Source organism: uncultured Flavobacterium sp., from assembly GCF_951805225.1.
Classification (GTDB): domain Bacteria; phylum Bacteroidota; class Bacteroidia; order Flavobacteriales; family Flavobacteriaceae; genus Flavobacterium.
This window is the reverse complement of record NZ_OX638201.1, coordinates 5102336-5126917: the sequence shown is the minus strand read 5'-3', so window position 1 is coordinate 5126917 and position 24582 is coordinate 5102336. Positions and strand designations below refer to the sequence as shown.

The following is a 24582-nucleotide window of genomic DNA, read 5'->3' as shown; positions in this document are numbered from 1 at the left end:
AAATAGCCCCGATTGAAGCGGAAATCCTTTTATTTTTTTCTTTAAAAAATAAAAGATTGAAGCAAAAAGCGGGAATTTATGCCTGAAAAAAAGCCAATTATGATGCTTCTATAACTTCAAAAAATAATAGCTATCAATCTAAGAACAATGAACTTAGGATTATTTAGCAAGAATAAACTATCTTTGCACAAATTACAGAATTTATGAACAATAAGGAAGGCAATAATAAAAGAGGCGGTTCTAGGCCAAATAGCTCTAGACCAAACTCTAACAAGCCAAAACCTCCTATGGCGAAGCGCGCTCAAGGGCCGAAAAAAGTGAAACCTGCTGTTAAGGCTGCTGAAGAAGAAAAGGCAGAAAAAATCAAAAAACAGAATCAGGCTCCAAAAAGACAAAAAGCTGCAGACGAAATTCGTTTGAACAAATATATCTCTAATTCTGGTGTTTGTTCACGTCGTGATGCCGATATATACATTCAGTCTGGAAACGTAAAAGTAAATGGCGTTCCGGTAACTGAAATGGGTTATTTAGTAAAATTAAACGATGTTGTAAACTTTGATGGTGTTGTTTTGACTCCTGAAAAGAAAGAATACATCTTGTTGAACAAACCAAAAAACTTTACAACTGCTCTTGACGAAGGTCAGGAATATCGTAATGTTCTGGAACTTGTTCGTGGTTCTACAACGGCAAAAATTGCTCCGATTGGTAGAATGGACAAAAACACCACTGGTTTATTGTTGTTTACTAACGATACTGATATGATTCGTAAATTTACTTTACCAAGTCAGAAATCGTCTAAAATCTATCAGGTTTCACTAGATAAAAACTTGAAATTTGAGGATTTAGAAAAAATTAGTAAAGGTTTGGTTATTGACGGACACCGCGTGTTTGTTGAAGAAATAAGCTATATTGAAAAAGAAGCAAAAAGCGAGGTAGGTCTTAAATTACGTTCCTCGAATGTAAAAGTTGTTCGTGCAATTTTCGAAAACTTTGACTACGATGTTTTACGTATTGACCGTGTATCATTTGCTGGTTTAACCAAAAAGAATTTACCTAGAGGTAACTGGCGCTTTTTGACAGAGCAAGAAATTATCAATTTGAAAAACGTTTAAGAAACGCTTCAAATTTGACTTAAATATAAATCCTGTTTTACTTTTGTAAGATGGGATTTTTTTATTTAGAAACTGAAAAAGTTATGTCCGAATAAAGTAAAGATTGATCTTCCTATTGATTGGTTTTTATCTTCGACTGTTTCAAAACAAGAGAAACCTAAGATAATTTTGATTCCGGGATGGATGCTGTTTAAAATGTCTCTTTTTTGCTCTTCAAGCAATAATTTTAAACTGTCTAGTAATTGGATATTGTTCTTTAAGTAAGAAACGACTAATAATGCTGAGAAGTTAAGGATTTCTCTTGCCGTTTCGCTTTTGATTCCGACTTCGTTAGAAATCATTTCAGAAATTCTGCCTTTTTTGTTGGTAAAGATTTCTTTTAGTATTGCATTTCCCTCTAATCTGTAACAGTCGTCGACTGATAAAATTCTTCCGGAGGTAAAATCGACTTCCTGATAAAATGTAGAATCTTCTTTTATTAGTGAGATAATTTCTTTGTAAAAGCCCGACTCCTCCGCCCTATTATACAAACCCATTAAAATTGTTCCTATTGAAACATCAATTCCCTTTATTAAAAGTGCATCGTTTTCAAAATAAAATTTGTTCAATTTTGAGACAACATTAGAAGAAATAAAACGTCTAAGTTCAATTTGTAGGTTTGGAGTCATAAATTTTACTATTTAAATTAGTTCAAAATAATCGATAAAGTGAGGCTTTTTATCGTTTATCAGGATAAAAATATAAAATATTTTAACATTTCCAAAAAAGAAGTTAAAATAATAAATGCGAATTTAACAATTGTTAAAGGTAAAAATCCTGAATCACCAGTAAACATAACCCCTTCGTTATCAAAACAAACAAAAAAGTTTTTTTCGAAATTTTCAATTGTTTTAATAAAAATTAAAAAAGATAAGAAAAAGCTTAAATGTGCGTTACACAATTAAAATAATAATGTTCGATATTTCCATGTTATACTCAGAAAAATACCCAGAAAAATGATGCAGAAAAGAAAATTAATAAAACTTGAAGCTAAAAAACCAAGCAATGATCCCGTTGCAGCTTTTAATGCGCGACGATGATTTTTTGAATCGTAAATTAACTCTCCAACAAATGCTCCAACAAAAGGACCAATAATAACTCCAAAAGGTATAGGAGCCAGAATGCCAACTATTAAGCCAATATTAGTTCCCCAAATTCCGTAAGAACTTCCGCCAAATTTTTTGGTTCCTTTCGCCGGAATTACATAATCCAGAACTGTAATTATTATGGTTATTAAAAGTGTAATTCCCAGAATCCAATAATTATTCTCCACAGCTTTTGTTAAATACAACAATAACAAACCAACCCAACAACAGGATAAACCAGGCAAAACCGGAAGAAAACTACCAAAAATACCCACAATCATACATATAAAACCGAGCAAGAGCAAGAGTGAATCCATATTTATTTTGTAATTTTGCACTTACAAATATTCAATAAAACTTGTAAATGCATCGTTTTTTTAAACTTATTTTGTTTTTATTCCTGATATTCCCAATCAGTAATGCAATGTACGCACAATCTAAAAAACTCTCGATTGACGATCAACTATTGCAAGACAGTATTTATAAAAGTAATAAGAAAAAAGTACTAAACTTTTCTATGAAAGAATTTGATTCTCTTTTCTTTGAATTTTTTACTACCAAAAATGATGCAAATATTGTTTTAACAAAGGCTGAGTTTTATAAATACACTGTTCAAATTGCCACTTTTTCTGATAGACTTGCAAAATTATATCCTGAACAAAAGGAAGTTGCAGCAAAAAATAAAGAACAATGGCTTTCAGAAAGCTATGAAGATTATTTACAATTCAAAGCTTCTCAAAAAAAATAATTGTATTTTTATACCAGTAATTATTTTATCCAAATCAAATTCATAACCTTGAAGCAGTTTTTCCTTCTTTTAGCTTTTTTAGCCCTTCATTCTTGTCAATATATTGATAAGCAGGTTCCGTCTGAAAAAGATTTACTTCAAAAAGAACTAAAAACAATCAACTGGAAAGAAGTTGATGAATTTCCATCTGTTGCCAATTGCGAAAAAATCGCTGATAAAAAACAACGTCAACAATGTTTTTTTCAGTTTATGGCACAACTTATTCAAGAGAAATTAGACATCGATACACTCTCAATAATGTATCCTGAACTTGATACAATCGAAGTAAAAGTGACCGTTTTTCCGAATGCAACAATGAAATTCGAACCGCAATTTCGTAAAGATTCGGTTGCATATGATACCATAAAAATCGACAGTGTTTTGCGTGCTCGTTTAGTCGATTTCCCAAAAATAAATCCAGCGCTCAAACGCGGACTTCCGGTAAAAACTCAGTTTATTTTGCCTGTTATTCTTAAAGCAAAAGGCAAAGAATAGTTTTTTCTTCACCATATAAGTGATGTAAGTTCATTTAATTTAAACCGTTTATTTATCTTTATTATTGTCATTCTGAGTGAAGTCGAAGAATCGGGAGCTATTTCCTGCTGTTCCTTCCAATCTTTTATGCCGAACCCCGGCACAAAAGGATTTTCCCTCCCATCAGGGCTAGTACTTTAGGTTTCATAAGAAGATACATTTTTTATTGGACGCAGATTTTACTGATTTAAGCAGATTTGCACAGATTTCTTTTTCTTATTTTATGTCATATTAAAAATAAAAATCCGCATAAATCCGTGTTTTCGCAAAGCGAATCCGCGTCATCCGCGTGCAATTTTTGCGTTCGTAAAATAATTTAGCTTTTAAACTTTCTTCCCTTCCATTCATAAGAACCAAACAAACTATACAAAGCTACAGCCGAACTAAAAAAGGGATAAAACAAACTACTTAAAAGCAAGCTTTTTATTCTGGTTTTTGTCAAAAATTGATTTGTTATATAAAGCAATACAAAGTCAATTATGAACTTCGAAAAAGCAAACAAAACAAAAAACGGATAAGGTAAAATTCCCAAAACAGAAAAGAAAAATGCAATCACGAAACTAAGATTTCCAAAAAAAACAATCAATCCAAGAACCTTCCCGAAACTACTTTGATACGAAGATGTTTTTGCCGCCCAACGCACTCTTTGATAAAATAATGTTTTCCAGTTTTCAGTTGGTTTTGTAATAACAATAGCTTCTTCTGCTTTTAAATAATGAACTTTATCAGGAAATAAATTCGCTGCTTTTTGAAGTAAAAAAACATCATCACCGCTGGCAATTTTATTATTTCCATCAAATCCATTAAGTTTTTCGAATAAAGATTTTGTGTAGGCAAAATTGGCTCCGTTGCACATAAAAGCTTTCCCAAGTCCAAAACTTCCTATTGTTGCGCCTTGCAAACTGGTTAAATCTAATTGCTGAAAATGATCTAAAAAAGAATTCTCACATTCATAAGAAACTGCTCCCGCAAGCATTGAAACATCATTTTGCTGAATGTAATTATCAAATGCTAAAAGCCAATTTTCGGGCACCAAACAATCAGCATCAGTTGTAATTACCCAATTGGTTTTCACATGTTGCATTGCTGTTGAAATAGCATCTTTTTTAGGAGAATTCGAAACACGAATATTGTCTATTATTGAAACCTGAAACCTGAAACCTGAAACTTGAAATTTCTCTTTAGAACTGTCATCAACCAAAATTACTTCGAATAGATCATTTGGATAATTTAGGTTTGAAAAACTCTGCAAAAGATTCGGCAAATTCTCGGCTTCATTCCTAAACGGAACTATAATCGTGAAACTTGTTTGGGGTTTTAAATCTGTTTTCTGATATTTTTTTACTTTGGTAAAGCCATAAATAAGCAATCCAATAGTGATTATATAAATTGTGAATATGGAAAATAAAACCAAAATCATTCTACCGTTTTCGTTTTAAAATTCAGCACATAATAAGCTCCAATAATTACGGGTAAAACTACATTTAGAAACCACATCAAAGTACTTATAAAAACTACAATCCATTCGTTTACACCCAAAATCCCAAAGAAATAAATGGCAACACTTCCTTTTACAGCAAAGTCTAAAAACTGAAAAGTAGGCAATGATGACGCCAAAAAATAAACTACAGCAATTGTTGCAATTAAAGTAAAATAAGGTAAATCTACATCAAAAGCCAAAAACAAAAAGTAATATTGATGCGAGAAAACCAAGTAACGTAAAGTTCCTAAAAGTATATTTTTACGATGAATTGGTTTTGGAATTTCATTGATTTTATGCACCAATTTTTCAATCGAATATCCTTTGATTTTTATTTTCTTCAACGAAAACAAAACAACAAATAATAAGACAAAAATTCCAAATAGAATAGCTACGGTTTGAGTTGTGATAACTTCATATTTGGCATTGAAATACAACAAACCAAAAATTCCAAAAATGACCGTTAAAATCATCTGGATTCCGTTGCAAATCAGGTTCAGGAAAACGACTTTTTTAGCTTCTGATTTTGCATAATACAATGCTTTTCCAGCGTACTCTCCTACTCCGTTTGGCGTAAAAATTCCGGCTGTAAGTGCCGCCAGAACTTGTTTTGTTGCTTCGCCTAAAGAAATCTCATGAATTACTTTGGCCAGATTCTGCCATTTTAAAATCTCAAAATAACGATTCAGAACACTCAAAAGCAATATAAACCCAATTCCCAAAACGGATTGATTTTTTTTGAAAAGCGTAATGAACTTCTGCCAATCGAGTTTATCATTGTGCGCCAATTGATCATAAATAAAATAAAATGCGCCACCTACAATCAAAAGTTTGATCAGAAGAACTAGGAATTGTTTAGCTTTGTGAGGAATTGAAATCATGCCGCAAAAGTAATCAATTTGAAAACGAATAATATTCGTTTTTCTAAAGATTAAAATCATCCATTATGCATATCAAAATATGATAAAATTATTCATTAAAATATTCCTGGTATCATTCGTATTCTATTCTTGTAATAAAGTTGATTCAAAAAATCAACCTACAACATATATTAGAATCATGGGGAAAAATTCCTGGGGAATTAATGATGAAAAAGGAAATTCTATTATCCCTTTAGGGAAATATAAATTCTTAAATCCTATTGATGAAAAAGGAATGATATTATCGGAATTAAAAAACAAACATGGCTATATTGATATTCATGAAAATATAATTGTTCCTTTTGAATACGATGACTTAACTTATTTCTATCAGGAACTTGCTTGTGCAAAAAAGAATGGGAAATTTGGTTTCATTAACAGAAAAGGAAAAACTGTTATACCAATACAATTTGATGATGAAACCTATTTTGAAAAAAATGGGCTAGCATTAGTGAAGAAAAATGGGCATTATGGTTTTATAAACAAGAAAGGAAAAGAAATAATTTCAATCATTTATCAAGATGCAAATGGAGGTACATCTGATAGCTTACTTTCTTTAAAAAAAGAAGGAAAATGGGCGTTTTTTGATTCTTTTGGAAAACAAAAAACCGAATTTATTTATGATGAAATTGCTTCAACAGGCTTTGAAATTAATGGAGAAAGTGAAAGCTCTTTTTGGAAAAACGGTTTGATTTTAGTTAGAAAAAATGGTCAAACCGCTTATTTAGATAAAAATTTAAAAGAAGTAATTCCTTTTGGGAAATATGATTCGGGAGAAACATTCAATCAAAACAGAATTGCAATTGTTTCTAAAAACCATAAATATGGAATCATAAATGAATTTGGAAAAGAAATCCTTAAACCGGAATATGATACATTAGCTCATCCTGAAGAAGATTATCATGAATCTGAAATCTTTGAAGGAAAAAACAAAAACAATATCACTTTACTGGACAAAAGTGGGAATAAAATCTATGACAAAATAAAAGATTACAGATTTGATTATAGTCGTCTCGACAAAAAAGTTCACAGAATTTATATCATTCAGAATTTTAAAAAACAATATGGCGTAGTTGATGTTCAGGGAAAAATAATAGTTCCTTTTCTGTATGATGCAATTCAGGATTTTAACGGAACAGCAAATACCGTAGTTGAACTCAAAGGGAAATTTGGTATTATCAGTTCAGACAACAAAATTTTATATCCAATAGACAATGAATCAATAATGACCGGGAAAGATCTCGATTATTATATCATAAGCAAAAACAACAAAGCGGGAATTATTGACACAAATCTAAAAACAATCTTAAATTTTGACTATCAGAGTTTGTTTCCCTGTTTTTATGATACTAAAAACTTTTTCATAGCTAAACAAAATAATAAATATGGCGTTATAAATAGATTAGGAAAAATAATTATTCCTTTTGAATATAACGAAATGTCAAATTGGGTTGAATACGGTCCTGGCGACAACTATCATTTTGTAACTAAAAACAATAAAAAAGGATTGATCACCAAAGAAGGAAAAATTGTTATTCCGACGATTTATGATAGTTTATTTTACAATGATGACAACACAATTATTCTTTCTAAAAATGGCAAATATGGTGTCGTAAACATTCATAATAAAAGTATAATTCCTCTTGATTATGAAAATATATATACAGATTTAGCCTTTGTTCCAGAAAGGAAGGCAGATGAATTTTATGTTTTAAAAAATGGAAAGTATTTCATTATAAATAATAAGAACAAAATAATTAAAGCGAATATCTCTAAAGAAGAAGTTGAAAAGAAATTTTCTTATTTAAATTAAAAAAACCTTGACAAAAGAACGCATCATATTAGGTATCGACCCCGGAACGACAATTATGGGTTTTGGATTGATTAAAGTCATCAATAAAAAAATGGAGTTTTTGCAGCTTAACGAATTGCAACTTTCCAAGTATGACAATCATTACCAAAAACTAAAAATCATTTTTGAACGTACTATCGAATTAATCGAAACGCACAATCCTGACGAAATCGCGATTGAAGCTCCTTTCTTTGGCAAAAACGTTCAGTCGATGTTAAAATTGGGACGCGCACAAGGTGTTGCAATGGCGGCGGGACTTTCGAGAGATATTCCTATTACAGAATACGAACCTAAAAAGATAAAAATGGCAATTACCGGAAACGGAAACGCCAGTAAAGAACAAGTTGCCAAAATGCTTCAACAACTTTTAGGATTGAAAGAATTACCTAAAAACCTGGATTCAACTGATGGTTTAGCGGCTGCAGTTTGCCATTTCTTTAACTCCGGAAAAATCGTTGCCGGAAAAAGTTATACTGGCTGGGATGCTTTTGTAAAACAAAACGAAGATAAAATAAGGAAATGAGTCAATGTGTCAATTAGAAAATTAGATAATTCTTGTATTATGGATATTTAATTTATAATTGACACATTATCTCATAGGCACATTATCTAATTTTCTAATTGACACATTATCTAATTAATGAGCGGTATCTACATTCATATTCCTTTTTGCAAACAGGCTTGCAACTATTGCGACTTTCATTTTTCGACTTCGATGAAAAAGAAAGACGATATGGTTTTGGCTTTAGCCAAAGAAATTGTCATGCGCAAAAATGAGTTTAAGCTTTTCGACTCCGCTCAAAGTGACAATCAAATTGAGACTATATATTTTGGAGGAGGAACGCCTTCGGTTTTGACGAATGACGAAATAAATTTTTTAATTGATACTGTTTACAGCAATTATGATGTTGTTGAAAATCCGGAAATAACGCTCGAAGCAAATCCGGATGATTTATCTGCAGAACGAATTTTAGAATTATCAAAAAGTCCAATAAACCGTTTAAGCATTGGGATTCAGTCTTTTTATGAAGAAGATTTGAAGATGATGAATCGCGCGCATAATTCGGCGGAAGCCATAAAATGTTTACAAGAAGCAACTAAATACTTTGATAATATTTCGCTTGATTTAATTTACGGAATTCCAGGATTGACTGACGAAATGTGGAAACAAAATATTGAAACGGCGTTGTCATTTGGGATTCCGCATATTTCGAGTTATGCCTTGACGGTTGAGCCCAAAACAGCTTTACGAAAACTAATTGATACCGGAAAAATTGCTGAACCTCAAGACGAAGTTGCTTCGAATCACTTTATGATTTTGGTAGAAACGCTTCAGAAAAATGGTTTTATTCATTACGAATTATCCAATTTCGGGAAAGAAGGTTATTTCTCTAAAAACAATTCGGCTTATTGGTTAGGCAAAAAATATATCGGAATTGGTCCTTCGGCACATAGTTATGATGGCGAAAAAAGAGGCTGGAATGTGGCGAATAATTCCCTTTATATAAAATCAATTCAAAATGATGAACTTCCAATTGAGACTGAAATTCTAACAATTTCAGATCGTTATAACGAATATATTATGACAGGATTGAGAACAATTTGGGGCGTTTCGTTAGAAAGAATTGAAACTGAATTTGGTTTGGAATATCTGACTTATCTCAAAAAACAAAGTCAAAAATTCTTGAATGACGATTTGGTTTCAATTGAAAATAACATTCTAAAACCAACCGCAAAAGGAAAATTTCTAACGGATGGAATAGCTTCAGATTTATTTTATCTAAATTTGGAAGACTAAAAATTGAACGCTGATAAAATCCGTAAAAATCCGCGTTAGAATATCTGTAAAATCCGCGTTCTATTATGCTAGCACTTTTAGACAATAAATATCAAATAGACTTATCAAAACCAATTGATATCTCAATTCCATTAACAAATACAGACGAAAATCCGATTGCCTGGTATATTGAAAAACCAGTTATAGAACCTGTAGTTTTTGGAGATTGGATTGGGAAAGTTTCTGAAGGAAAATCTTCTACGAATTTCAATAATATTTTCTTTAATCCACATGGACACGGAACGCATACAGAATGTTTAGGGCATATTACCAATGATTTTTACAGCATTAATCAAACCTTAAAACAGTTTTTCTTTTTTGCAAAACTGATTACGGTTGAACCTGAAAAGATTGGTGATGATTTCGTTATTACAAAAGAGCATATTTTGACTTCACTTAATGGTACAAAACCAGAAGCAATTATTATTCGAACACTTCCGAATCAACAAAATAAAAAGTCAAGAAAATACTCAAATACAAATCCGCCTTATTTATCTGAAGAAGCTGCGATTTTCATCCGCGAAAGCGAAATTCAGCATTTATTAATCGATTTGCCAAGTGTTGACAAAGAACACGACGAAGGAAAATTATTGGCTCATAAAGCATTTTGGAATGTAAAAGACACAGTTAATCTAAATTCTGATGCACGATTGAATGCAACAATTACCGAAATGATTTTTGTTTCTGATGAAATTCAAGATGGCAATTATATACTAAATTTACAAATCGCTTCGTTTGAAAATGACGCAAGTCCGAGCAAACCAATTTTATATAAAATTGCAGACTTTAGTCCCGAAGTTTCGGGATAGATTGTAGATTTACTGAATACTTAAAACTGAGACTGAATACTATGATTAACGTTTCGACTGATAAAACTAAACTTGATGTTCCTTTTATTCAAAATTTCCTGAAAGATATTTATTGGGCTGCGGGAAGAACTATCGATGAAGTACAAACAACAATTGATGCTTCAGTTTGTTTTGGAATATATTTGAATGAAAAACAAATTGGTTTTGCACGTGTAATTACAGATTATGTGGTTTTTGGATATGTAATGGATGTTTTTATTACTGAAGAACATCGTGGAAAAGGTTATTCGTCTATTTTAATTGAAACAATGATGAATGAACCTATTCTTAAAGACATTAAAATTTGGCGATTAGCAACAACTGATGCGCATTTTTTATATGAAAAATTTGGTTTTAAACCTTTGGAACATCCGGAGAAAATGATGGAAAAGAAACTATGAAAACAATCGTTAAACTTGAAGAATTAGGATTATTTATCCTCGGAATCTATTTATTCAGCCTTTTGAATTATCAATGGTGGTGGTTTTTGGTTTTGATTTTAGCACCTGATCTTTCTATGATTGGTTATGTTTTTGGCAATAAAACTGGCGCTTTTTTGTACAACTTATTTCATCATAAAGGGATTGCAGTTTGTTTATATATAATTGGTTGTTTCTTAAAACTTGAAATGGTTCAACTTATTGGGATTATATTATTTTCGCATTCGGCAATGGATCGCATTTTTGGTTATGGACTGAAATATGAAAAGGGTTTTAAATACACACATTTAGGTGAAATTGGTAAATAAAAATTGATATGAATCTAGAAACATATTATGAATATTGTCTTTCGAAAAAAGGTGTTAGTGAACATTTTCCTTTTGATGAAGATACTTTGGTTTTTAAAGTTGGCGGAAAAATGTTTGCTTTATCTTCTTTAGCGCAATGGGAAAAAAATGAACCTTCGGTGAATTTAAAATGTGATCCGGAACGCGCACAGGAACTAAGGGCAGAATATGATGAGATAAAACCAGGATTTCATATGAGCAAAGTACATTGGAATACGATTGCTTTAAACGGAAATTTACCGACTGCTTTTATCAAAGAATTGATTGATCACTCGTATGAATTGGTTTTCAAAAGTTTGACAAAGAAAATTCAGAATGAAATTATCTAATTAGAAAATTAGGCATTACATTTGCAGCGTAAGATATAAACTTAACCACTCAATTAATTTGCAACTTAGCAACTTATAGAACATGAAAGAACAATTTAAAAAATTTCTGAACGAAGAACAAGATCCAAAAGCGATTGAAAAAATCACTTCGAAACTCAACGATTTATTGATGAAAAACGAAGAAATTGGTTATATCGCGGTTCAAAAAAAACCAGCAATTACTGTTTTTCCAGATAGCATAATCTTAACGAATAAACGTATTATTATTTGCAAACCTAAAAATTTAGGTCTTTCAATGGATTTTACAGATTATACTTGGGATGATATTACAAGCACTTTTGTAAAGGAGAATATTTTAGGTTCTGAATTTTCATTTGGAACTACAACTGACTTGACGATTTCGATCGATTATATCCCGAAAACTCAGGCTAGAAAAATTTACACTTATGCAAAAGAGCAATTAGATTTACTAAAAAATCCAATTGTTGCTGAAACGCCAATCGTAGAAACAGCACAAGCTATTGAAGAAGAAGACGATCTTGAAGTTGAAGAAGTTGAAACGGAAGAAGTAACAAATTATGCAGAAATTTTACCTGCGACAACTCCTTACGAAACTTACGAGCCAATTCAGCAACAAAATCCAGCACCAACGGGAGATCGTAAATTGAGTGAATTATCTAAAGAAGAACTTTTTGATAAATTACAGAATTACAAAAAATTGCTTGATAATGGTTTAATCATGCAAGGAGAATATGATACTTATAAAAAAGAGATACTAAGCTACATGTAATTTAGTCTTAAAGTCAAAAGTCGAAAGTCTTAAAGTTTTCGTTGACATAAAATAAAAAAGCCAGAATAGAATTTTCTATTTCTGGCTTTTTTATTTCTAATCTTTTGGACTTTCGACCTTCGACTTTAAGACTTTCAACTTATAGAGTCGCTTTCTGCTTTTCTACAAAACTATTGGATTGTAATTCCAATAGCTCTTTTGCATTTTTACGTTGCAGATCGTAGAGGCTTTTATCTTCGGCAATATCTGCGTAAACTTTATCGTGCATTTCAGCACTGGTTTTGATTAACAAATCACGTTGATATTTGTTTTGTGCCAAAGTAGCTTTCATCGCTGTTTCGGCTTCTTCTTGTTTAAAATCGAATTCTCCTTTTGGAGATAATAATTTTGCTATAATTGGAGAAGTTTCAATCGCCAAAAACAATAACATTATAAAAAACGAAGGCAACCACGGTAATTTATCCAATGCATTAATACGCGCCATTAATCCGTCAAAACCTTCAATGATTGGTTGCGTTTGCGTTACTTTTTTGTCTAAATCAGCTTGCAATTGTTTTCCGATTTTTTCTTTCTCGACAATTTTAGCTTCATTTGTCGCTTTTAAAGTTTCAAATTCTTTTAAAGTTGCATCGTGCTTTTCGCGTTTCTCTTTATAAACTGGACCTTTTCCTAGTTTTTTAGTTCCTGTCGTTCCTTCGGCTTCTGTAATATAAGTTGAATATAAAGCGTTTACTTCTTTTTCTTTTTTCAGAATATCAGCTTTTAAACCTGCAATTTCAGCTTTGTTTTTATCTAAATCTGATTTGAAATAATTACCAACTTGTTTCTTGTTTGCCAATTCCATTTCGTTTTTCTCTTTCAACAAAACGGTATTAATTTCTTTTTCGAAAATTTTAATTTCTAATGGCTTCGAAATTACGATTGCAATGATAATTGCCAACATAATTCGAGGTGTAGCCTGCAGAAATTCATCCATAAAACGATCTCTTTTTTTAATCGTAGAAACGATAAATCGGTCCAGATTAAAAATAAGTAAACTCCATACAAACCCAAAAATTAAAGCTGGATAAATCGAATCAAAAACAGTAAAAAGCGCATAAGCACTGGCAAGAAAAGCCATAACTGCGGTAAAGAAAACGGTGGCGCCAATACCAACATATTTGGTTTGTTCGCCTTCTGAGCAACCTTCGAGTAAGTCTCGATCTGCTCCGGAACATAGGATAAAAAATTGTTTTAACATGATTGATGATTTTTGATTGTGATTGATACGGCAAATTTAGCGCCAAAAATTTAATTCTGAGGTAAATAGTTGATTTGTTTTTAGTTGTGCCTATAAAATTTAAGTTTTAATAAATGTTATTTTAACATTAATCTATCTCTAATGTTGAAGAGGAATCATAACACTATGTTAATTTTTTTTACGGTCTTTAATAACATTAAGGTTCTAGTTTCGCAAGAAATCAAACTAAAACACAATGAAAAAAATTTATTTAGTAGTAACATTCATGCTTTTAGCCTTTTCAGGTTATGCTCAAAAAGCGATAATCTCTGGAAAAGTATTAGACATTGACGACAAACTTCCTTTACCGGGAGCGATGATTCAAATTGTAGGTGAGAACAAATACACAATCTCAGATTACAATGGTCGTTTTGAGTTACTTAACATCAATGCCGGAACTTATAAAGTAGAAGTAAAATATATAGGATATACTGCAGTAACTCAAGAAATCACTGTAGAACAAGGAAAAAATAACGTGATTGATTTTGCGCTTAAAACTTCAGGAACTGAGTTGAATGAGGTTGTTGTTGGAGACATATTAAAAGGTCAGGCAAAAGCGTTGAATCAACAAAAAAACAGTAAAAATATTGGAAACGTAATCTCATCTGATCAAATGGGACGTTTTCCGGATGCGAATGTTGGAGACGCTTTAAAACGTGTTCCGGGTATCACGATGCAAAATGATCAGGGTGAAGCTCGTAATATTATTATTAGAGGTCTTGCTCCGTCATTGAATTCGGTAACTTTAAATGGTGACAGAATCCCATCTGCTGAAGGAGATAATAGAAACGTACAAATGGATTTGATTCCGTCTGATATGATTTCTACGATCGAAGTCAACAAAACTTTAACTCCGGATATGGATGCTGACGCAATTGGAGGTTCTGTAAATTTAGTAACCAGAGCGACTCCAAATGGCGAAAGAATCTCTGCAACTCTTGCCGGAGGTTATATGCCAATTCGTGAGCACGGAACTTATACAGCTGGTTTAGTTTACGGAAATCGCTTTCTGGACAATAAACTTGGTGCAGTTTTCAGCGGATCTTATAATAATGTAGATTACGGATCTGATAACATCGAAAACGAATGGGTAAAAGATGAATTCGGGAATGAGTATTTGCAAGCTTCAGAAATTAGAAAATACGATGTACAGCGTATTCGTCGTAGCGGATCTGTTGCATTAGATTATAAATTTGACGAAAACAATACCATTTTTGCCAACGCGATTTACAATTGGAGAGATGATCGTGAAAACCGTTTCAGAACGACTTATGATGATATTGAACCTATTTATAATGGTGAACAAATCACCGGTTTTGAAGGTCGTGTAAAACGTCAGACAAAAGGTGGAATTGACAATAATCGTAACAAAAATCGAAGATTAGAAGATCAGCGTGTTCAAAATTATTCGATTCGTGGAGAACATTTAATCAACTCTAAACTAGATTTAGACTGGTCTGCAAATTATGCCAAAGCAAGAGAATATCGTCCTGAAGAACGTTATATCGAATACCGTCAAAAAGGTCTTGAAATGACCGAAGATTTGTCTGATCTTAGATTTCCTTTGATTACAACAACCGGAGAATCTTTAGATAAATTCAAATTTCAATCGGTTACAGAAAACACAGATGAAACGAGCGAAAGTGAATTTGGAGCAAAAATTAATATCCGTTTTCCTTTTACAATCATTCCTTCTGAAAAAGGAAGATTAAGAACTGGACTTAGACTTCGTTTGAAAGAAAAAGAAAGAAACAACAACTTCTATTCTTACGAACCAATCAATGACGATATCGCTTTGTTATCTGGAGTTCCAACAAGTTATTATGATGGAAAAAACTTTAATCCGGGAAGTAAATATGTTCCGGGAACTTTTGCTTCGGCAAATTTCTTAGGAAGTTTAGACTTGAATAATACTGCATTATTTGATAAAGCAGCTGATCCTGCAGAATTTTTAGCGGTAAATTATAATGCTAAAGAAAGTATTTATGCTGCTTATGTAAGATGGGATCAGGATTTTAACGACAAATTATCTATGGTTTTAGGTTTTCGTGTAGAGAATACTCACATTGATTATACTGGAAACAGAGTTTTGGATGAAGAAGAATTAGAAAGCCAAATCAACACTACAAATGCATACACAAATGTATTACCAAGTGTTTCGTTTCAATATAATGCTACAAAAGATTTAGTTTTAAGAGCTGCTGCAACAACTGCATTGGCAAGACCAAACTATTATGCATTGGCTCCTTATGTAAATAATATTGCTGCTGACAAAGAAATCAGTGCCGGAAATCCGGATCTTGATGCAACTTACTCTTACAACTATGATTTCATGGCTGAGAATTATTTCAAATCTGTTGGTTTAATTTCAGGAGGTGTTTTCTACAAAAGATTAAATGATTTCATTTACAATTATAGTGATAATCAATATGATTCTGTAAAATTTGCTGCTGATTTCCCAAATCAAACTAACCCAATTCCGGTTGGCGAAAAGTGGTCATTTTTACAATCAAGAAATGGAGATAAAGTTGATGTTTACGGATTTGAAGTTGCATTTCAACGTCAGTTAGACTTCCTTCCGGGGAAATTCCTAAAAGGATTTGGTATCTATTTGAACTACACTTACACTAAATCTAAAGCAAAAGGAATTGCTGACGAAGACGGAAACGAAAGAAATAATATCAGTCTTCCGGGAACAACTCCACATATGTTTAATGGTTCATTGTCATGGGAAAACAAACGTTTTTCTGCGAGAGTTTCAACGAATTTCACTTCAGATTATCTAGATGAATTGGGTTCTGAATCTTACAAAGACAGTTATTATGACAAGCAATTTTTCTTAGATGCAAATGCTTCTTTCAAAATTACCCCAAAACTTCGTCTTTTTGCCGAAGCTAACAACTTAACAAACCAGCCTTTACGTTACTACCAAGGAGTTGAGGCGCACACCAAACAAGCAGAATACTACCAAGCCAGATATAATTTTGGTTTGAAACTTGACTTGTAATAACCAATTTATAAAATTCTTAAATTAGACAGGACTTTGCGGTTCTGTCTAATTTTATTCAAATGAAATCATAATGAAAAATAAATTTATACTTACTTTTTTACTTTCGAGCGTTTTATTCATCGCTTGTAAAGATGATAAATTAGCACCAATTGCTGCAAATGCTGTAAAACCAACCGTTGTTACCGAAGCTTTACCTCACGATACTGATGATCCTTCGATTTGGATTCACCCAACAGATGCTTCAAAAAGTATTATTGTAGGAACTGATAAAGACACAGATGGCGGTTTGTATGCTTTTGATTTAAAGGGAAAAATCATTACAAAATCAGAAGTTTTAAAACGTCCGAATAACGTTGATATTGCTTATGGTTTAGTAATCGACGGAAAAAAAGTAGACGTTGCTGTAACTACAGAACGTGAATCTAATAAAATAAGAATCTTTAGTTTACCTGATTTAAAAGCTATTGATAATGGCGGAATTGCTGTTTTTGAAGGTGAAGAATTACGCGACCCAATGGGAATTGCTTTATATACCAGAAAAAGTGATAATAAAATATTTGCAATAGTAGGTAGAAAATCCGGACCATCAGGAAGCTATTTGTGGCAATATGAACTTTCTGGAAATGGCAAATTTGCTACTGCAAAAGTGGTTCGTAAATTTGGCGCTTATAGCGGAAAAAAAGAAATCGAAGCCATTGCGGTTGATAACGAATTAGGAACTGTTTTATATTGCGACGAACAATTCGGGATCAGAAAATATAAAGCCGATCCTGCTTTAAATGACAACAAAGAAATCGCTCTTTTCGGAAAAACAGGTTTTAAAGCTGATAATGAAGGAATCGCGATTTACAAAAAAACAGATTCTACTGGATATATTTTAGTATCCAATCAACAAGCCAATACTTTTATGGTTTATCCAAGAGAAGGTGCAAAAGGTAATCCGAATAATTATCCTTTGTTAGCAGAAATTCCAACTTCGACTATTGAATGTGACGGCGCTGACGCAAGCAATATAAACTTAGGCGGAAACTTCAAAAATGGTCTTCTTGTAGCCATGAGCAACGGAATGACTTTTCATTATTATGCCTGGGATTTGATTCAAGCTCGCATCGACGCTAAAAAATAGTTGTTTCAAGTTTCAGGTTTCAAGTTCGAATTCTGAAATTGATACTCACAATATTGTCAGGCTGAGCGAAGTCGAAGTCCCGCAAAGAAAAGCACTTCGACTTCGCTCAGTGTGACAAAAAAACAAAAAAGCTGTTCATCACTGAACAGCTTTTTTTAAATGTGAATTAGTAACTTTCCTTATTCTGTAATCGGTGCGCCTGCCAAGATTTCGGCATTTGCAAATTCTTCAAATTTGGCAAAATTAGCTTTGAATTTTTGAGCCAATTCTATTGCTTTTTTATCGTATAAATCTTTGTCTTCCCAAGTATTTCTAGGATTTAAAATTTCAGTTGGAACATTTGGGCAAGATTGTGGTTTTGCAATTCCAAATACTGCATGATTTTTATATTCTACATTGTCCAATTCTCCTTTTAAGGCAGCTGTAATCATTGCACGAGTATATTTCAACTTCATACGAGTTCCGGTTCCGTATGCTCCACCTGTCCAACCAGTATTGATCAACCAAACTTTTACATCTGTGTCTTTCATTTTTTTAGTTAGCATTTCTGCATATCGTGTTGGGTGTAACGGCATAAATGGCGCTCCAAAACAAGCTGAGAAATTAGGTTGTGGTTCTGTAACTCCTGCTTCAGTTCCTGCAACTTTTGCCGTATATCCTGAAATAAAATGATAAGCAGCCTGACCTGGAGTTAGTTTTGAGATTGGAGGCAAAATTCCGAAAGAATCTGCCGTTAAGAAAAATATATTTTTAGGATTATGTCCAATAGATCCCGGCTGAATATTATCAATATGCGTTATTGGATAACTTACACGAGTATTTTGTGTGATCGAAACATCATCATAATCAACTTCGTTTGTTCCCGGTTTGAAAACTACATTTTCTAAAAGAGCTCCTTTTTTGATCGCTCTAAAAATGTCCGGTTCGTTTTCTTCCGTTAAATTAATCACTTTTGCATAACAACCACCTTCAAAGTTGAAAACTGTATTTTCTGCAGTCCAACCGTGCTCATCATCTCCAATTAACTTACGTTCCGGATCTGCTGATAAAGTTGTTTTTCCTGTTCCTGATAATCCAAAGAAAATTGCAGTATCTCCAGCTTCTCCAACATTTGCACTACAGTGCATTGGTAAAGTATTTTTGAAAACTGGCAGAATGAAATTTAAAGCAGAAAAAATTCCTTTTTTCATTTCTCCTGTATAACCAGTTCCTCCAATAAGGGCAACTTTTTTAGTAAAGTCCAAAATAGCAAAATTAGACTGACGTGTTCCGTCTACAGCAGGATCTGCCATAAAACTTGGCGCACAAATCACTGTCCATTCTGGCGTAAAGTTTGCAAGTTCAGACTCTTCTGGTCTTAAGAACATATTATAGCAAAATAAGTTTGACCAAGCTGTTTCTGTAACAACACGAACATTTAATCTATAATTTGCATCTGAACAAACATAAGAATCACGTACAAAAACTTCTTTGTCTGATAAAAACTTAGTTACCTTATTGTATAATTTTTCGAAAGCTTCTGTTGAAAATGGAATATTGACATTTCCCCACCAAACCTGATCTTCAGTTATACTATCTTTTACAATGAAACGATCTTGTGGAGAACGTCCTGTAAATTCACCTGTATTAATTGCCAAAGCTCCAGTAGAGTTCTCAACACCTTGGCCTGATTGCAAAGTAATCGCATGCAATTCATCTGCAGATAATTGGTAGCGAACTTTTGCATTTTCAATTCCTAAATCATTTAGCGAAATCGATTGCGTGAAAACTGTGTGACTGTCCATAAATTTTTAGTTGTGTGTGATATTTATAAAAAGCAAAATTATAGAATTTATTATTAAACCTTTAAAAATATTTCAATTTCACTTTAATTTATATCAATAAAGTAAAAATTGATCTTTAATTTTAATAAAACAAAAAAATAACCGCTTTTAATTTGTTTTCTTATAACCTTATAAATGAATTTGTTACATTTTTTGCTGTTTAAAGTAAAAAACAAAATAAATTCACATAAATAAGATTATATGTTATTTATGAGACAAAATTAAAGATTAATTTTTAGATAGAATTTTTTATTCGGGATTTTATGATTTTCTCCTCAAAATCGTAACAAATAATAACGCCCAAGCAATAATTAATAAGAAACCGCCTAAAGGTGTTGCGAATACGATAATTTTAAAATCAAATGAGCTTATACTTTTTGTAGCCAATAAATAGATTGAACCACTAAAAAGAACTACACCGGCAACAACTAAATTATAGATTGTTTTTAAGGTTTTTTCGGCGATGTCTTTTCTGGTAGATAAAAAGAATAAAAAGAGTGCATGATACATTTGATAACGAACACCAACTTCAAAGGTATTTAATTCTTCGACAGATAAATACTTCTTTAATAAATGAGCTCCAAAAGCACCTAAAATAATAGCTAACATTCCGATAAAAGCTCCTGTTAAAACAATTCTTCTTTCCATAGTTTCTCTACTTTCTTTTTTTTATAAAACAAAAATACTTCAATAGAATTTAAAAAGCTTTTTACTTTTCAAAAATATTTTATTAAAAGGAAATCCGCCACATTTTGGCATTAAAATAAAAAAGAATGTATTTTTAATAAATTAAAAGTGTTACATATATAACATTTTAATATATTTGTGTTATAAATTTAAAACATGAGAAGCATTTTAATTATTGGAGCAGGCAGATCTGCATCGTCATTGATACGATATTTGTTATCTAAATCTGAAAGTGAAAATCTACATCTTATAGTAGCCGATCTTTCTTTGGCTCTAGCCGAAAAAAAGACGCAGAAACACCCCAATGCAACTGCAATAGCTTTAGATATTTTTAATGCTCCCGAAAGAAAAGCTGCTATAGAAAAAGCTTCTATTGTAATCTCGATGTTGCCGGCACATTTGCATATCGAAATTGCCAAAGACTGTTTAGAATTTAAAAAACACCTTGTAACTGCATCTTATATAAGTGATGCAATGCAAGCCCTGGATGAAAAAGCCAAGAAAAATAACTTGATTTTCATGAACGAAATTGGTCTCGATCCTGGAATCGACCATATGAGCGCCATGAAAGTTATTGACGAAATTAGAGCAAAAGGTGGCAAAATGTTACTTTTTGAATCGTTTTGCGGTGGTTTAGTTGCACCAGAATCTGATAATAATTTATGGAATTACAAGTTTACCTGGGCGCCTAGAAATGTTGTTTTGGCCGGACAAGGCGGAGCAGCAAAATTTATTCAGGAAGGAACTTATAAATATATTCCGTATGGAGCTTTATTTCGCAGAACTGAGTTTCTAGAAGTTGAAGATTACGGCAAATTTGAAGCTTATTCGAACCGCGATTCTCTTAAATACAGATCGATTTATGGTTTAGATGATATTCTTACCTTATATAGAGGAACAATTCGAAGAGTTGGTTACTCAAAAGCATGGAATATGTTTGTGCAATTGGGTATGACGGATGATAGTTATACCATGGAAGGTTCAGAAAACATGAGTTACCGCGAGTTCGTGAATTCATTCCTGCCTTATCATCCAACGGATTCTGTAGAAATTAAAATGAGATTGATTTTAAAAATCGATCAGGACGATATTATGTGGGATAAACTTCTTGAATTGGATTTATTTAATCCTGAGAAAAAAGTAAATCTGCCAAATGCAACTCCGGCTCAGATATTAGAAAAAATACTTTCGGACAGTTGGACGCTTGAACCAAATGACAAAGATATGATTGTAATGTATCATAAGTTTGGCTACGAACTTAATGGCGAGAAAAAGCAAATTGACTCAAAAATGGTTTGCATTGGCGACGATCAAACGTATACGGCAATGGCAAAAACGGTTGGATTACCGGTTGCAATGGCGACATTATTGATTTTGAATAAAAAAATTACAACTCCTGGCGTACAACTTCCTATAAAAGAAGAAGTGTATCAACCAATTTTGAAGGAGTTAGAAGAATATGGGGTTGTTTTTAACGAACAGATTATGCCCTATTTTGGATACAATCCGGATTTGTTCTAAGATCTGGATTGCTTGTTTTTTAGAATTTTTTTTTAGTTTTTTATTTATCCGCTTCTAGGCAAAAGAAGCGGATTTTTTTTGTCAAATTTTTTGTTCCGAAATTAATTGACCTTTATCGTAGTTCTTGATTTCGGTTAATTTTCCTTTATCCGAATAAAATTTCCATACTCCAAAATAAAACCAATGCGTTTCAATTGAATCAACCTGAACTCTGGTTTTTCCTTTTGATTGCAGTTTTCCGTTTTCATGATAGTATTTTACAATGCAAACTTCGCTTTTGTATTTTTCTGTTTTATAAATTTTCCCTTGATTGTAGGTTTTCCACTTTTTAACAGGCTTGTCGTGTTTATAATATTCATATGATTTAATGTTTATACCATCTTCGGCGTAGTCATCAATCCAAACACCTTCTTTTTTATGATCAATTTTCTGATTGATCAGTTTGCTTTTACAGCTTAAAAATAATATTCCGCAAAACAATACTAAAAAAAGTTTTTTCATATGTAATATCTAAAAGTGATTCTACAAACCTAGAATTTATTAGTGAATTTGCAAGAAAAGGTTTCTTTTTTTAAGGTTCAAAGGTGCAGAGGTTCAAAGGGACAAAGTTTTTTTCTTTTAGACTCAAAGATCCAAAGTTACAAAGCAACAAAGGTTTTGAATAGTCCCCAGCTTTAGCTGGGGTTTACAAAAAGCGTGACGAAATTGGCTTTAGCCAAATAAATATATCTGTAAAACATTAAAGAATTCGGCTAAAGCCATTTGTTTTATTCTCAAAAAACTCCAGCTAAAGCTGGAGCCTATTCAATTTCGAAATAAAAAAATCCGCTCATTTCTGAACGGATTTTATATGATTTGAGATTCATCTTTGTAAAGGTTTAAAACTTTGACAAAGAGCAAAACCTTACTTAGAAAGCTCTACAAAATATTTGTAAAACAACGGAATAGTTTCGATTCCTTTTAAGAAATTGAAGATTCCAAAGTGCTCGTTTGGCGAGTGAATTGCATCGCTGTCTAAACCAAAGCCCATAAGGATTGTTTTGCTTTTTAATTCTTTTTCGAATAAAGCTACAATCGGAATACTTCCGCCTGAACGAACAGGAATTGCAGGAACTCCAAACGTTTCTGTATACGCTTTGTTTGCTGCCTGATATCCAACGCTGTCAATTGGCGTAACATAACCTTGTCCACCGTGATGTGGCGTTACTTTTACTGTAACTCCAGACGGTGCAATGCTTGTGAAATGTTTAGTAAAAAGCTCTGTGATTTCATGCCAATCCTGATTTGGAACTAAACGCATTGAGATTTTAGCAAAAGCTTTACTCGCAATAACGGTTTTCGCTCCTTCGCCTTGATATCCGCCCCAGATTCCGTTTACGTCTAATGTTGGACGAATCGAGTTGCGTTCGTTGGTTAAATATCCTTTTTCGCCATACACATCGTTTAGGTCTAAAGCTTTTTTATATTTTTCTAAGCTGAAAGGCGCTTTTGCCATTTCGGCTCTTTCTTCAAGAGATAATTCCTGTACGTTATCGTAGAAACCAGGAATCGTAATATGATTGTCTTCGTCATGCAAAGAAGCGATCATTTTTGCCAAAACATTAATTGGGTTCGCCACTGCTCCACCGTATAATCCTGAATGCAAATCACGATTTGGCCCAGTAACTTCTACCTCTACATAACTCAAACCACGTAAACCTGTCGTAATCGACGGTTGTTGATTAGAGATCATTCCGGTATCTGAAATAAGAATTACGTCGTTTTTCAGTTTCTCTTGATTGCGTTCTACAAACCAAGCCAAACTTGCTGAACCTACTTCTTCTTCGCCTTCGATCATGAATTTTACGTTACAAGGCAAAGTATTGGTTTGCACCATAAGTTCAAGCGCTTTTACGTGCATGTACATTTGTCCTTTGTCATCGCATGCTCCACGAGCAAAAATTGCGCCTTCTGGATGAATTTCTGTTTTTTTGATTACGGGTTCGAATGGTGGCGATGTCCATAATTCGATAGGATCTGGTGGTTGAACATCATAATGTCCGTAAACTAGAACTGTAGGTAAATTTGGGTCGATTATTTTCTCTCCATAAATGATTGGATAGCCCGGAGTATCGCAAATTTCGACAAAATCACAGCCTGCTTTTGTTAAACTTTCCTTAACAGCTTCTGCAGTATCGATCACATCTTGCGAATATGCAGTGTCGGCACTTACCGACGGAATTTTCAATAATTCGATCAATTCATTGATAAACCGATCTTTATGTTGTTGAACGTATGACTTAATATTTTCCATTTAAATTATTTTTATAGAAATTCAAAAATACGAAAAAGAGAATTAATATTTTTTTTCAAAAAATGTTTTGAAATCTAGAAGTTATGTTTATCTTTGCACCCACAATTGAGCGGATATGGTGAAATTGGTAGACATGCCAGACTTAGGATCTGGTGCCGCAAGGCGTGTAGGTTCGAGTCCTATTATCCGCACTGAAAAAGCTTCTGAGAAATCAGAAGCTTTTTTATTTTTAGGCTTTCGCCGAATTTCACCACTACTTTTTAACCATATAAGTGATATAAGTTCATTTAAGCAACATCCTAATCTTTGTCAAAGTTTTGAACTTTGACAAAGATGAAAACACAATGCAACCCCAATATTTGTCATTCCGAGGGACGAGGAATCTCCGCAAGAAACTCCGCACAGAATGCCGCCTATTTTTGTCGATCATTATTACATAGAAT

The 24582-nt window shown here is 32.7% G+C and carries 23 protein-coding genes and 1 tRNA gene; 15 read left to right on the top strand and 9 right to left on the bottom strand.

The features are described 5' to 3' along the window. The first annotated feature begins 203 nt into the window (after nt 1-203). Entirely contained in the window at nt 204-1112 is a 909-nt protein-coding gene (locus tag WN975_RS21355) for a pseudouridine synthase (protein ID WP_337968246.1), read from the top strand. A gap of 65 nt (nt 1113-1177) precedes the next feature. On the opposite strand, the gene WN975_RS21350 is transcribed toward WN975_RS21355, so the two are convergent. Continuing rightward, nucleotides 1178-1780: a DUF937 domain-containing protein gene (locus tag WN975_RS21350; protein ID WP_121327344.1), complete on the bottom strand. Its 603-nt coding sequence runs from the start codon at nt 1778-1780 to the stop codon at nt 1178-1180. Between the two features lie 272 nt (nt 1781-2052). Then, nucleotides 2053-2517 carry a DUF456 domain-containing protein gene (locus WN975_RS21345; RefSeq protein ID WP_337968245.1) on the bottom strand — a complete coding sequence of 155 codons (465 nt, stop codon included), beginning with the start codon at nt 2515-2517 and terminating at the stop codon, nt 2053-2055. Nucleotides 2518-2753: 236 nt separating this feature from the next. Here WN975_RS21345 and WN975_RS21340 point away from each other — a divergent pair, with 236 nt between their 5' ends. After that, nucleotides 2754-2984 carry a hypothetical protein gene (locus WN975_RS21340; RefSeq protein WP_337968244.1) on the top strand — a complete coding sequence of 77 codons (231 nt, stop codon included), beginning with the start codon at nt 2754-2756 and terminating at the stop codon, nt 2982-2984. Nucleotides 2985-3032: 48 nt separating this feature from the next. Further along, on the top strand, nt 3033-3518 hold the full coding sequence (locus tag WN975_RS21335) for a hypothetical protein (RefSeq protein WP_337968243.1): 486 nt from the start codon (nt 3033-3035) through the stop codon (nt 3516-3518). 355 nt (nt 3519-3873) lie between these two features. Here the strand turns inward: WN975_RS21335 and WN975_RS21330 are convergent, their stop codons facing one another. Further along, on the bottom strand, nt 3874-4977 hold the full coding sequence (locus WN975_RS21330) for a glycosyltransferase (protein ID WP_337968242.1): 1104 nt from the start codon (nt 4975-4977) through the stop codon (nt 3874-3876). Beyond that, nucleotides 4974-5918, bottom strand: a complete 945-nt coding sequence (locus WN975_RS21325; RefSeq protein ID WP_337968241.1) for a lysylphosphatidylglycerol synthase domain-containing protein — start codon at nt 5916-5918, stop codon at nt 4974-4976. Before WN975_RS21325 ends, WN975_RS21330 begins: the two co-directional genes overlap by 4 nt. Before the next feature lie 79 nt (nt 5919-5997). On the opposite strand from WN975_RS21325, the gene WN975_RS21320 reads away from it, so the two are divergent. From WN975_RS21320 to WN975_RS21285, 8 genes are all read left to right on the top strand, one after another. Then, nucleotides 5998-7770: a WG repeat-containing protein gene (locus tag WN975_RS21320; protein WP_337968240.1), complete on the top strand. Its 1773-nt coding sequence runs from the start codon at nt 5998-6000 to the stop codon at nt 7768-7770. Nucleotides 7771-7777: 7 nt separating this feature from the next. Next, nucleotides 7778-8332, top strand: coding sequence for a crossover junction endodeoxyribonuclease RuvC (ruvC, locus tag WN975_RS21315; RefSeq protein WP_099710470.1), 555 nt, complete (start codon nt 7778-7780; stop codon nt 8330-8332). Nucleotides 8333-8449: 117 nt separating this feature from the next. Beyond that, entirely contained in the window at nt 8450-9607 is a 1158-nt protein-coding gene (gene hemW / locus WN975_RS21310; protein WP_337968239.1) for a radical SAM family heme chaperone HemW, read from the top strand. 65 nt (nt 9608-9672) lie between these two features. Continuing rightward, the gene (locus tag WN975_RS21305) at nt 9673-10455 is read left to right on the top strand and encodes a cyclase family protein (protein ID WP_337968238.1); all 783 of its coding nucleotides are present in this window, start codon (nt 9673-9675) and stop codon (nt 10453-10455) included. A 41-nt stretch (nt 10456-10496) separates the two neighbouring features. Next, nucleotides 10497-10895 (top strand): GNAT family N-acetyltransferase, encoded by a 399-nt coding sequence (locus WN975_RS21300; RefSeq protein WP_337968237.1) that lies wholly within the window; start codon nt 10497-10499, stop codon nt 10893-10895. Next, nucleotides 10892-11242: a DUF4260 domain-containing protein gene (locus WN975_RS21295; protein WP_337968236.1), complete on the top strand. Its 351-nt coding sequence runs from the start codon at nt 10892-10894 to the stop codon at nt 11240-11242. The genes WN975_RS21300 and WN975_RS21295 overlap by 4 nt, the downstream gene beginning before the upstream one ends. Nucleotides 11243-11250: 8 nt before the next feature. After that, a complete protein-coding gene (locus WN975_RS21290; protein ID WP_337968235.1) occupies nt 11251-11610 on the top strand; it encodes an MmcQ/YjbR family DNA-binding protein in 360 nt (119 codons plus the stop codon). 82 nt (nt 11611-11692) lie between these two features. Beyond that, nucleotides 11693-12400 (top strand): PH domain-containing protein, encoded by a 708-nt coding sequence (locus tag WN975_RS21285; protein WP_337968234.1) that lies wholly within the window; start codon nt 11693-11695, stop codon nt 12398-12400. A 139-nt stretch (nt 12401-12539) separates the two neighbouring features. Here the strand turns inward: WN975_RS21285 and WN975_RS21280 are convergent, their stop codons facing one another. Further along, complete coding sequence (locus WN975_RS21280; RefSeq protein WP_337968233.1) at nt 12540-13640, bottom strand: DUF4407 domain-containing protein; 1101 nt, start codon at nt 13638-13640, stop codon at nt 12540-12542. Between the two features lie 235 nt (nt 13641-13875). On the opposite strand from WN975_RS21280, the gene WN975_RS21275 reads away from it, so the two are divergent. Both WN975_RS21275 and WN975_RS21270 read left to right on the top strand, forming a co-directional pair. Then, a complete protein-coding gene (locus WN975_RS21275; RefSeq protein ID WP_337968232.1) occupies nt 13876-16686 on the top strand; it encodes a TonB-dependent receptor in 2811 nt (936 codons plus the stop codon). Between the two features lie 73 nt (nt 16687-16759). After that, nucleotides 16760-17815: a phytase gene (locus WN975_RS21270; protein ID WP_337968231.1), complete on the top strand. Its 1056-nt coding sequence runs from the start codon at nt 16760-16762 to the stop codon at nt 17813-17815. Nucleotides 17816-17994: 179 nt separating this feature from the next. On the opposite strand, the gene pckA is transcribed toward WN975_RS21270, so the two are convergent. Then, nucleotides 17995-19599 carry a phosphoenolpyruvate carboxykinase (ATP) gene (gene pckA, locus WN975_RS21265; protein WP_337968230.1) on the bottom strand — a complete coding sequence of 535 codons (1605 nt, stop codon included), beginning with the start codon at nt 19597-19599 and terminating at the stop codon, nt 17995-17997. A 300-nt stretch (nt 19600-19899) separates the two neighbouring features. Further along, nucleotides 19900-20286, bottom strand: coding sequence for a DUF423 domain-containing protein (locus tag WN975_RS21260; RefSeq protein WP_099710458.1), 387 nt, complete (start codon nt 20284-20286; stop codon nt 19900-19902). A 195-nt stretch (nt 20287-20481) separates the two neighbouring features. Here WN975_RS21260 and WN975_RS21255 point away from each other — a divergent pair, with 195 nt between their 5' ends. Beyond that, nucleotides 20482-21846, top strand: coding sequence for a saccharopine dehydrogenase C-terminal domain-containing protein (locus WN975_RS21255; protein WP_337968229.1), 1365 nt, complete (start codon nt 20482-20484; stop codon nt 21844-21846). An 81-nt stretch (nt 21847-21927) separates the two neighbouring features. On the opposite strand, the gene WN975_RS21250 is transcribed toward WN975_RS21255, so the two are convergent. Both WN975_RS21250 and WN975_RS21245 read right to left on the bottom strand, forming a co-directional pair. Further along, nucleotides 21928-22347, bottom strand: a complete 420-nt coding sequence (locus WN975_RS21250) for a hypothetical protein (protein ID WP_337968228.1) — start codon at nt 22345-22347, stop codon at nt 21928-21930. Between the two features lie 403 nt (nt 22348-22750). Further along, nucleotides 22751-24139, bottom strand: a complete 1389-nt coding sequence (locus WN975_RS21245; protein ID WP_337968227.1) for a dipeptidase — start codon at nt 24137-24139, stop codon at nt 22751-22753. 109 nt (nt 24140-24248) lie between these two features. Between WN975_RS21245 and WN975_RS21240 the strand changes: the two genes are divergently transcribed. After that, nucleotides 24249-24330, top strand: a tRNA-Leu gene (locus WN975_RS21240). Nucleotides 24331-24582: the final 252 nt, after the last annotated feature.